The 7,308-nt window shown below is 66.5% G+C and carries 7 protein-coding genes and 1 pseudogene; 4 read left to right on the forward strand and 4 right to left on the reverse strand.

Going from position 1 to position 7,308, the window contains the following annotated elements:
• Positions 1-22: 22 nt before the first annotated feature.
• Positions 23-802: a DUF5666 domain-containing protein gene (locus JO236_RS15930; RefSeq protein WP_293332123.1), complete on the reverse strand. Its 780-nt coding sequence runs from the start codon at positions 800-802 to the stop codon at positions 23-25.
• A gap of 71 nt (positions 803-873) precedes the next feature.
• Positions 874-2,703 (reverse strand): acyl-CoA dehydrogenase, encoded by a 1,830-nt coding sequence (locus JO236_RS15935; RefSeq protein ID WP_293332149.1) that lies wholly within the window; start codon positions 2,701-2,703, stop codon positions 874-876.
• 344 nt (positions 2,704-3,047) lie between these two features.
• On the opposite strand from JO236_RS15935, the gene trxA reads away from it, so the two are divergent.
• The 4 genes from trxA to JO236_RS15955 are packed head-to-tail and all read left to right on the forward strand — an operon-like array spanning position 3,048 to position 6,092.
• Positions 3,048-3,398: a thioredoxin gene (gene trxA, locus JO236_RS15940; RefSeq protein ID WP_293332126.1), complete on the forward strand. Its 351-nt coding sequence runs from the start codon at positions 3,048-3,050 to the stop codon at positions 3,396-3,398.
• Positions 3,367-4,236 carry an enoyl-CoA hydratase gene (locus JO236_RS15945; protein ID WP_293332129.1) on the forward strand — a complete coding sequence of 290 codons (870 nt, stop codon included), beginning with the start codon at positions 3,367-3,369 and terminating at the stop codon, positions 4,234-4,236. Before trxA ends, JO236_RS15945 begins: the two co-directional genes overlap by 32 nt.
• A 12-nt stretch (positions 4,237-4,248) precedes the next feature.
• Complete coding sequence (locus JO236_RS15950) at positions 4,249-5,877, forward strand: ABC-F family ATP-binding cassette domain-containing protein (RefSeq protein ID WP_293332132.1); 1,629 nt, start codon at positions 4,249-4,251, stop codon at positions 5,875-5,877.
• A gap of 23 nt (positions 5,878-5,900) precedes the next feature.
• Positions 5,901-6,092 carry a helix-turn-helix domain-containing protein gene (locus tag JO236_RS15955; RefSeq protein WP_293332135.1) on the forward strand — a complete coding sequence of 64 codons (192 nt, stop codon included), beginning with the start codon at positions 5,901-5,903 and terminating at the stop codon, positions 6,090-6,092.
• A 104-nt stretch (positions 6,093-6,196) separates the two neighbouring features.
• On the opposite strand, the gene JO236_RS15960 is transcribed toward JO236_RS15955, so the two are convergent.
• Together JO236_RS15960 and JO236_RS15965 are read right to left on the reverse strand one after the other, a co-directional pair.
• Positions 6,197-6,760 carry a TetR/AcrR family transcriptional regulator gene (locus JO236_RS15960; RefSeq protein ID WP_293332138.1) on the reverse strand — a complete coding sequence of 188 codons (564 nt, stop codon included), beginning with the start codon at positions 6,758-6,760 and terminating at the stop codon, positions 6,197-6,199.
• Positions 6,761-6,784: 24 nt separating this feature from the next.
• Positions 6,785-7,308, reverse strand: a pseudogene (locus JO236_RS15965) (hypothetical protein); the annotation flags it as partial.

Raw genomic sequence — 7,308 nt, forward strand, 5'->3', positions numbered from 1 at the left:
CAGCGCCGCCTCGGCGCGTGGCTCATCCGCCGTGTCCGTGCGGTGGGCCGCCGCCCGGACACTTCCCGTTGGTGGTGGCCGGCCGCAGGTTGATCTCGGTCGCTTGCAATGCCCCGCCGTTGCCCTGAGTTCCTTCGGCGGTAATGCATTTGCCGGCGGCGATGGCCTGCGAGTTGGTCACGCCTTCCTTGCTGTAGCGGGTCTTGTCGGTGACGGTCACGGTCGTCGAAGTGCCGTCGGTGGCGTTGACCGTGATGGTGTTACCGGCGACGGACGCTACCGTGCCCTGCACCGGCGGACCCGGTGGCGGTCCGCCCCCCGGCCCGCCGGGGGGACTGTCGGGAGGGGTCTCGCCCGCCGGCGGTTGCTTGGGTCCCGCGCATTTGCCGTCGACGGCTGGGGTAATGCGCACCCCTTCTGCGGTCACCGTTCCGCCGCTCTGCGGGCTGTCCTTGGTGGGCTTGATCCCGACGCAGCTGCCGACGGTGACGTCTTGCAGGCCGGCCGAAGTGAGTTCGTTGACCTTAGTCGACGTGGTGAAGTTGACCGTGCCGGTCCCGCTCTGCTCGGTGACCTGGATGCTGTCGCCGGCCACCGAGGCAATCAACCCCGTGACGCGATCCGTGCCGCCCGGACCGGTCGTCTCTGACGGCGACGATGACGGCGGCTGCGCCTGCGCCGAGGTAGAACTCGTCGGCGAGGCAGGCTGACTGGGCGTAGCGGTGTTGGAATTGCCGCAGGCCGCGACGGACAGCGCGGTGGCCCCGGCAATCGCGACGAGCGCTAGTCGAGTAGCTTTCAACGTTCTCCCCGTTCGTTGGTGGTTCCCGACGATCGGGTTTACCCCCTGGAGCTGTGCGGATTCTGTGTATATCAGAACGCGGCTTCGGAAACACGCATGATCTCGTCGTCGAGGGACTCGATGACCGCGCGTGTTCCGGTGAGTCTCGGCAGCATGTTTTTGGCAAAGAACCCCGCGACCGCGATCTTGCCCCGGTAAAACGCCTCGTCACTCTTCGAAGGCCCGTGGGCCAGGGCGCTGCGAGCCACTCCGGCGTGCACCAGCAGCAGCCAGCCGATCAGCAGGTCGCCGACGGCGAGCAGGTACCGCACCGATCCCAGCCCGACCTTGTAGATGTCGGTGGGATGCTGCGCGGCCGACATCAGGTAGCCCGTCAGAGCGGCAGTCATCGCGGTGACGTCGTCGAGGGCCGTTTGCAACAGCTCGGCTTGCGGTCTGAATGACTCATCGATGTTGTCGACGGTGTTCTTGACCTGGGCCGTCACGTGCTGCAAAGCCTGACCGTGGTCGCGCACGATTTTGCGGAAGAAAAAGTCCAGGGCCTGGATGGCGGTGGTGCCCTCGTACAGCGAATCGATTTTGGCGTCGCGGATGTACTGCTCTAGGGGATAGTCCATCAGGAATCCCGAACCACCCAGCGTCTGCAGCGATTCGGTGAGGACCTCGTAGGCGCGCTCAGAGCCCACGCCTTTGACGATGGGCAGCAGCAGATCGTCGACGCGATGGGCCATGCTGGGATCTGCGCCCGAAATCCGTTGCGCGACATCGTCGTCCTGATGCGCGGCGGCATACATGTAGAGCGCCCGCAAGCCCTCGGCATACGCTTTCTGGGTCATCAGGCTCCGCCGCACGTCTGGGTGGTGGATGATCGTGACCCGCGGCGCGGTCTTGTCGGTCATCTGCGTCAGGTCTGCGCCCTGGACGCGTTCCTTCGCGAATGCCAGTGCGTTCAGATAGCCCGTGGACAGGGTGCCGGCGGATTTGACCCCGATGGTCATGCGCGCGTGCTCGATCACGGTGAACATCTGCGCGATCCCGTTATGCACGCCGCCCACCAGGTAGCCCACGGCCGGCACATCGGTTGCGCCGAAGGTCAATTCGCAGGTGGGGGAGGACTTGATGCCCATCTTGTGCTCCAAACCGGTCACGAAAACCCCATTGCGCGAACCGAGTTCGAAGGTGTCGGGGTCGAACAGGTAGTTCGGGACGTAGAACAGGCTCAACCCTTTGGTGCCCGGCCCGGCCCCTTCCGGACGGGCCAGCACCAGATGGAAGATGTTCTCGGTGGTGTCGCCGACGTCTGCGCCGGAGATGAACCGCTTGACGCCCTCGATGTGCCATGTGCCATCGGGTTGTTCGACGGCTTTGGCGCGCCCCGCTCCGACATCGGAGCCCGCGTCGGGCTCGGTCAGCACCATGGTGCCCTGCCAGCCGCGCTCCACGCCTTCGGCCGCCCAACGCTTCTGCTCGTCGTTGCCCTCCACGTACAGCGATTGGGCCATCACCGGCCCCAGGTTGAAGAAGCACGCCGACGAATTGGCACAGATGATCAGTTCGTTGACCGCCCAGGTGAGTACCCTCGGCGCTGGCATGCCGCCGATGTCCTCCGCCAGACCCAGCCGCCACCACTCGGCGTCCTTGATCGCCTGCACGGTCTTGGCCAACTCGTCGGGCACGGTGATACTGTGCGTCGCCGGATCGAAGACCGGCGGGTTGCGGTCCGCGAATGCGAAGGACTCGGCCACCGGGCCCTCCGCCAACCGCGCGGCTTCGGACAGGATGGTGCGGAGGGTGTCGACGTCGAGATCGCCGTAGCTTCCGCTGCCCAGGAGGGCGCCGAGGTCGAGGACCTCAAGGATGTTGAACTCGAGATCGCGGACATTGGCGATGTAGTGGCCCACGGCGGTTCCCTCCACTCAGGCTCATCGAAGCTAAGTGTGTCGGAGTGGGAAAAACGTACGCAACCGTAACCAGTGGCTACGCACAAGGCCTACAACGCGGGCTGAAACCACCGCCGCGAGCAGGTTGCGCCGCGGATCGCGCGGGATCCGGAGGATTTCGATCGACGTTGATGCTCACGGCTGCGGGGAAAGCGGCGCCCGGAGACAGTTCCTTGGTCACGGCGAGCAGACGCAAACGCACCCGTTTCGCCCCGAAATCGGGTGCTTTTGCGTCTGCTCGGCCGGGCAGCTGCTGCGACGTGCGAGCCGGGAACAAGGGCGCAGGTCGGGACGTTGGGGCAAGCGTGACTACCCGAGACCTCACTGCTGAGCAGTTCAACGAAACCATCGAGGGCAACGACATCGTGCTCGTCGACTTCTGGGCGTCCTGGTGTGGGCCGTGTCGCGCATTCGCGCCGACGTTCGCGGCCTCATCCGACAAGCACCCCGACGTCGTATACGCCAAGGTCGACACCGAAGCCGAGCAACAGCTGGCCGCGGCCGCCCAGATCCGGTCCATTCCCACGCTGATGGCCTTTAAGAAGGGCAAGCTGCTGTTCAACCAGGCCGGCGCGCTGCCGCCGGCCGCCCTGGAGGACCTGGTGCAGCAAATCAAGGCCTTTGATGCCGAGGCGGCAGAGCCCAAAGAGGTCTAACCCGGGGGGCCCGCGCTACCTTTCTTGGGTGAGTTTGGTCCTCGTAGAACACCCGCGCCCCGGTGTCGCGCTGATAACCCTCAACCGGCCCGAGCGAATGAACTCCATGGCGTTCGACGTCATGGTGCCGTTCAAGGAGGCCCTGGAGAAGATCACCTACGACAATTCCGTGCGCGTGGTCGTGCTGACCGGCGCGGGCAGGGGCTTTTCGTCGGGCGCCGACCACAAGTCCGCCGGCGCCGTGCCCAACGTCGAGGGGTTGACCCGCCCGACCTACGCGCTGCGTTCCATGGAGGTGCTCGACGACGTCATCCTCGCGCTGCGACGGCTGCACCAACCGGTGATCGCCGCCGTCAACGGGGCGGCCATCGGCGGCGGGCTGTGCCTGGCGCTCGCCGCGGACATCCGGGTCGCCTCGACCAGCGCGTACTTTCGCGCCGCGGGCATCAACAACGGGCTGACCGCCAGCGAACTGGGGCTGAGCTACCTGTTACCCCGGGCCATCGGTTCGTCGCGCGCGTTCGAGATCATGCTGACGGGCCGCGACGTCAGTGCCGAGGAAGCCGAGCGGATCGGGCTGGTCTCCCGTCAGGTGCCCGACGAACAGCTGCTGGACACCTGCTACGCGATCGCCGCGCGCATCGCCGCGTTCTCGCGGCCGGGAACCGAGTTGACCAAACGCACACTGTGGAGTGGGCTGGACGCCGGTAGCCTGGAAGCGCATATGCAGGCCGAAGGCTTGGGACAGCTTTTCATCCGTCTGCTCACCGCCAACTTCGAAGAAGCGGTTGCCGCGCGTGTGGAGAAACGCCCGCCGGTGTTTACCGACGACAAGTAACAGGGAGCGATTGTGATCACGGCCACGGACCTGGAGGTCCGCGCTGGCGCGCGCATCCTGCTCTCACCCGAGGGGCCGGACCTGCGGGTGCAGCCCGGCGACCGCATCGGGCTGGTCGGACGCAACGGCGCGGGCAAGACCACGACGCTGCGCATCCTGGCGGGCGAAACGGGTCCCTACGCCGGGTCCGTCACACGCAAAGGCGAAATCGGTTACCTGCCACAGGATCCCAAAGAAGGTGATCTCGACGTGCTGGCCCGCGACCGGGTGCTGTCCGCGCGCGGATTGGACTTACTGCTCACCGATCTGGAAAAGCAACAGGCCCTGATGGCCGAGGTCGCCGACGACGACGCGCGTGACCGCGCCATCCGGCGCTACGGCCAGCTCGAGGAGCGATTCGTGGCGTTGGGTGGTTATGGCGCCGAAAGTGAGGCGGGCCGCATCTGCGCGAGTCTTGGCCTGCCCGAACGGGTCCTGACCCAGCAACTGCGCACCCTGTCCGGGGGTCAACGCCGCCGGGTGGAGCTGGCGCGCATTCTGTTCGCCGCATCCGACACCGGCGCGGGCTCGTCGACCACGCTGCTCCTCGACGAGCCCACCAACCACCTGGACGCGGATTCGGTTGGCTGGCTTCGGGATTTCCTCCGGGCGCACACCGGCGGGCTGGTGATCATCAGCCACAACGTGGAGCTGTTGGGCGATGTCGTCAACCGGGTGTGGTTCTTGGACGCCGTGCGCGGCGAGGTCGACGTGTACAACATGGGCTGGCAGAAGTACCTCGACGCACGCGCCACCGACGAGCAGCGTCGCCGCCGGGAACGTGTCAACGCCGAACGCAAGGCGGCCGCGCTGCGCACGCAGGCCGCAAAGCTGGGCGCCAAGGCCACCAAAGCCGTTGCGGCGCAGAACATGTTGCGCCGGGCGGACCGGATGATGGCCGCCCTTGACGAGGAACGGGTCGCCGACAAGGTGGCTCGGATCAAATTTCCCACCCCGTCCGCATGCGGGCGTACCCCGCTGGTGGCCAACGGCTTGACCAAGACCTACGGTTCGCTGGAGGTGTTCAGCGGCGTCGACCTAGCCATCGACCGGGGCTCACGCGTGGTGGTGCTCGGGCTCAACGGCGCTGGCAAGACCACCTTGCTCAGGCTGCTGGCCGGTGTGGAAGAGCCCGATGCCGGCGCGCTGGAACCCGGGCACGGGCTGCGGATCGGCTACTTCGCCCAGGAGCACGACACCCTCGACAACGATGCGACGGTCTGGCAGAACATCCGGCACGCCGCGCCGGAATCCGGCGAGCAGGATCTGCGCGGCCTGCTGGGTGCGTTCATGTTCAGCGGTGCACAACTAGACCAGGCCGCCGGCACGCTCTCCGGCGGGGAGAAGACGCGGCTGGCGCTCGCCGGTCTGGTGGCGTCCACGGCCAACGTGTTGCTGCTTGACGAACCGACCAACAACCTCGATCCCGCGTCGCGTGAACAGGTGCTCGACGCGCTGCGCAGCTATCAGGGCGCGGTGGTTCTGGTGACGCACGACCCCGGGGCGGCGGAGGCGCTTGACCCCCAACGCGTCGTGCTGCTGCCCGACGGCACCGAGGATTATTGGTCCGACGAGTATCGCGATCTCATCGAGTTGGCCTGACCGATCGACTTACGCTATGGGCCATGCGGAAGTCGAAGAAGACACGCGAGCAGTTACTGCACGAGCTGCGCCACGCATATGAAGGCGGGGCCAGCATCCGCAACCTGGCGGCCACCACGGGCAGATCGTACGGCTCCATTCACAGCATGCTGCGCGAGTCGGGAACCACGATGCGCAGCCGCGGCGGACCCAACCACCGCTCTCGGCCCCGCTGAGCCTCGCCGCCCAGCGGGCGGCCCCCCGGCTATGCGCGAGCGTAACGCCACGGCGGAATTTCGAGCTGAATCTCGCAGTGGGGCTACGCTCGCCGATGCCCAAATCAGTTGCGGCGCACCGACTGTTCCACCAGGTCCAGCACGGCGGCCAGCCGCCCCGGGTCTTCCCCGGAAGCCAGCCGGGCCACCAGTCCGTCCAGAACCAGGTCCAGGTAGCAGCGCAAAACCTCACCGGGGACGTCGTCACGCACCCGGTTGGCCTCCTTTTGCCGGCGCAAGCGATCCGTCGTCGCCGCCGCCAGCTCCGCGGAACGCTCCGCCCACCCGCGGCTGAATTCGGGGTCGTTGCGCAGCTTTCGGGCGATCTCCAACCTGGTGGCCAGCCAGTCGAACTGGTCGGGCGCGGCGAGCATGTCGCGCATCACCTGGATCAGGCCCTCGCGCGAGGCGACGTCGGCCATCCGTTCGGCATCCTCGTGCGCGAGCGCGAAAAACAACGTGTCCTTGTCGCGGAAGTGGTGAAAGATTGCGCCGCGGGACATTCCGACCGCCTTTTCGAGTCGGCGCACCGTGGCTTTGTCGTAGCCGTATTCGGCAAAGCAACGACGAGCGCCGTCGAGGATCTGGCGGCGGCGGGCCGCCAGATGGTCCTCGCTGACTTTCGGCACGGGCGGGCTTGGGCTATCGAAGCGCTAGTCCGACTTCAGCATGTTCCGCAGCACGTACTGCAGGATGCCGCCGTTGCGGTAGTAGTCGGCTTCGCCCGGCGTGTCGATGCGCACGTCGGCGTCGAACTCGATCGGTTCGGAGCCTTCCTTGGTTGCCTTCACGCGCACGGTCTTGGGCGTCTTGCCGTTGTTGAGTTCTTCGATACCGGTGATGTCGAACACCTCGGTGCCGTCTAACCCGTGATCTTTGGCCGACTTGCCGTCGGGGAACTGCAGCGGGATCACGCCCATGCCGATCAGGTTGGAGCGGTGGATGCGCTCGAAGGACTCGGCGATCACGGCGCCGACGCCGAGCAATTTCGTGCCCTTCGCCGCCCAGTCGCGGGAGGAGCCGGAGCCGTACTCCTTGCCCGCCAGGATGACCAGCGGGATGCCGTCGGCGGCGTAGTCCATGGCGGCGTCGTAGATCGTGGTCTCGGCGCCGTCGGGGAACTGCAGCGGGATCACGCCCATGCCGATCAGGTTGGAGCGGTGGATGCGCTCGAAGG

It is taken from the genome of Mycobacterium sp. (assembly GCF_019247635.1).
In the GTDB taxonomy this organism is placed as follows: Bacteria; Actinomycetota; Actinomycetes; order Mycobacteriales; family Mycobacteriaceae; genus Mycobacterium.

Coding starts and splice junctions, on each gene's coding strand:
- JO236_RS15955 (WP_293332135.1), top strand. CDS start 5,901: ATGCGGAAGTCGAAGAAGACACGCGAGCAGTTACTGCACGAGCTGCGC.
- JO236_RS15945 (WP_293332129.1), top strand. CDS start 3,367: ATGCCGAGGCGGCAGAGCCCAAAGAGGTCTAACCCGGGGGGCCCGCGC.